At 66.3% G+C, this 2,576-nt stretch carries 3 protein-coding genes; all 3 read right to left on the reverse strand.

Going from position 1 to position 2,576, the window contains the following annotated elements:
* A partial coding sequence (locus VMJ11_RS22315; protein ID WP_325621847.1) for a cache domain-containing protein occupies nucleotides 1-884 on the reverse strand: 884 nt, incomplete at its 3' end.
* A gap of 218 nt (nucleotides 885-1,102) precedes the next feature.
* Entirely contained in the window at nucleotides 1,103-1,723 is a 621-nt protein-coding gene (plsY, locus tag VMJ11_RS22320) for a glycerol-3-phosphate 1-O-acyltransferase PlsY (RefSeq protein WP_325621848.1), read from the reverse strand.
* 220 nt (nucleotides 1,724-1,943) lie between these two features.
* On the reverse strand, nucleotides 1,944-2,435 hold the full coding sequence (ybaK, locus tag VMJ11_RS22325) for a Cys-tRNA(Pro) deacylase (RefSeq protein ID WP_325621850.1): 492 nt from the start codon (nucleotides 2,433-2,435) through the stop codon (nucleotides 1,944-1,946).
* Nucleotides 2,436-2,576 lie beyond the last annotated feature (141 nt).

A 2,576-nucleotide genomic window follows, 5' to 3' on the forward strand; every position in this document is an offset into this window, starting at 1 on the left:
GCAGTCGCCCCCGCCACGATCACGGCGGCCGCGACGGCGATCACCACGAGCGCGATGAGCGAAGCCGTAAGGAGCGAGCGCATGCCCGCCGTCGCGTCGTCGCGGTCGAACGCCACGACCACACGCCAGTCCGTACCCGGAATCGTTTGCGCACGCATCAGCTTGATGTCGCCGCCCACGTCCACCTTCAGCGGCGCCTCTGCCGAAAAGAGCGCGTTCAGGCGATCGCCCGCCAGCTCCGGCGCGAGCTCCGAGACGTTCTTGAGCGTGAGCTTCGCATCCGGGTGCGCGACGATTGCGCCGGTGCTGTCCACGAGCATGCCGAAGCTCGCGGGCGTGGGGTGAATCGACTGCACGTTGGCGATCACGCTGTCCATCGTCACGTCGCCGGAAATGACGCCCTTCACCGCGCCGTCGCGGATCACGGGGGAAGCGAACGCCACCACGAGCTTGCCGGTGGCCACATCGAGATACGGCGGCGTGACGACGGCCTTGCCCGCCGCGACGGCCTGCTTGTACCAGGGGCGCCCGGTCGGATCGTAGTCGGACGGAATGCCGGTCGGATCGGAGAATTTCGCCGTTTTGTCGGCATAGCCCACGTAGACGTTCGTGAAGCCGCCCGCCGCCGCGATCTGCTTGAGCGCAGGCACGGGGTCGGCGCCGAGCACGGCGTCCTGCAGCGAATCGATCATCCGCTCGTGCGTCGCGACCCACTCTGCAATGCCTTGCGCATGGCTGCCTTCCACCGCCGTCAGCGTGCTGTCGATCGACTCCTTGTTGTGCGAGTTGGCGACGAAATAGTTGAGCGCCGTGTTCGCGGCGAGCGCAGCCACGACGATAACGACGCAAAGCGCGACGATGCGCGCGCGGATGGTAGAGAACATGAGGGGAATGCCGTGTGGAAAGAAGGAAAAGCCGCGAAGCCCGATCTGGAACTACCAGGGTTTACGGCAAATCACACGACAATCTTGAGGCTTCAATGGCAGATGATGCGCCATGAAGCGCGCCACGCGCGCGAGATGACAGACGATGAGCGAAATTGTCAGACAAACAACGACGCAAAACAGCGCCGAACCGAGCGGGCGGACCGGCGCGCACCGGGCTACTTGCCCGCGCCGGCGGCCTTCTTCTCGCCGATCCGGCTCTCCTTGCCGGCCAGAAGCTTGGAGATGTTCGCGCGATGCCGCCAGAACAGCAGCACGCTCATCGCGAGAATGGCGAGCGCGATGACGCGCGGGCCGAACATGAACACGTAGTAGAGCGGCGCGAACACGGCGGCCGCCAGCGCCGCGAGCGACGAGTAGCGCGTGAAGAACGCGACGATGAGCCAGGTGGCGAGCGTAGCGACGCCCAGTATGGGGTTCACGGCGAGCAGCACGCCGGCCGCGGTGGCGACGCCCTTGCCGCCCTTGAAGCGGAAGAACACCGGATACAGGTGGCCGAGGAACACGGCGATCGCGGCGAGCGCGATGGCGGCGTCGCCGAGACCGTAGCGCGGGCCGAAATGCGCGACGAGCCAGACCGCGAGCCAGCCCTTGAACGCGTCGCCGATCAACGTGAGGATCGCGGCCTTCTTGTTGCCGCTGCGCAGCACGTTGGTCGCGCCGGGATTACCGGAGCCGTAGGAGCGCGGATCGTCGAGGCCCATGAAGGCGCTCACGATCACGGCGAACGAAACCGAACCGATCAGATAGGCAAGAACGGCGACGAACAGGTTGTACATGCACGAAACCCGGAGGAAGAGGAACGATAAGAGCACCCGGCGAGGGGAGCCCGGCAGGGGCGCCTCGCTGCGGGCGCCCGGCTGGGCGCGCGAGGCGCCGCGCGACGGCGCTCATTCTACCGAAGCGCGGGCGGCCCCTGCCCGAACACCAGGGTTAATCAGGGAACCAACGACTGTCAGCAACCCAAGGCAAGCAACCCCTGGCGGCTAGCCACGCGCATCAGCCGACGCTCGCGCACTGCAGCGGCTTCGCGCCCAGCAGCGTGATGAGCACCGAGGGCGCAAGGCTCACAAGATAGCCGCGCCGGCCGCCGTTGAGCCAGATCTCGTCGAGTTCGAGGATGGTCGCCTCGACGTAGACCGGCATGGTCTTCTTCGTGCCGAAGGGTGACGTGCCGCCCACCAGATAGCCCGAATGGCGGTTCGCGACTTCGGGCTTGCAGGGCTCGACGCGCTTCGCGCCGATCTGCCGTGCGAGATTCTTCGTCGACACCTTGCGATCGCCGTGCATGAGGACGATGAGCGGCTTGGCCTGCTCGTCCTCCATCACGAGCGTCTTGACGACGCGATGTTCATCCACGCCGAGCTGGCGCGCGGATTCGCCCGTGCCGCCGTGCTCCACATAGTCGTAGGGATGCTCGCCGAACGCGACGCCCGCGCGGCGCAGCATCTGCGTGGCGGGCGTTTCGGACACATGTTTCGTTTTGCTCATCGCGACATTTTAATCGCCCACTGCGTTCGCTGTGCCCGCGCACGAGTAACGAGCAGAGGCCGCGCCGCCCTAGCCGCGCGGATGATGCTTCGCGTGCAGCAGCCGCAGCCGCTCACGGGCGACGTGCGTATAGATCTGCGT

Source organism: Paraburkholderia sp. (assembly GCF_035501035.1).
Taxonomy (GTDB): domain Bacteria; phylum Pseudomonadota; class Gammaproteobacteria; order Burkholderiales; family Burkholderiaceae; genus Paraburkholderia.

Excerpts from the sequence above, each read along its gene's own strand:
- plsY (WP_325621848.1), bottom strand. The coding sequence starts at position 1,723 with ATGTACAACCTGTTCGTCGCCGTTCTTGCCTATCTGATCGGTTCGGTT.
- ybaK (WP_325621850.1), bottom strand. The coding sequence starts at position 2,435 with ATGAGCAAAACGAAACATGTGTCCGAAACGCCCGCCACGCAGATGCTG.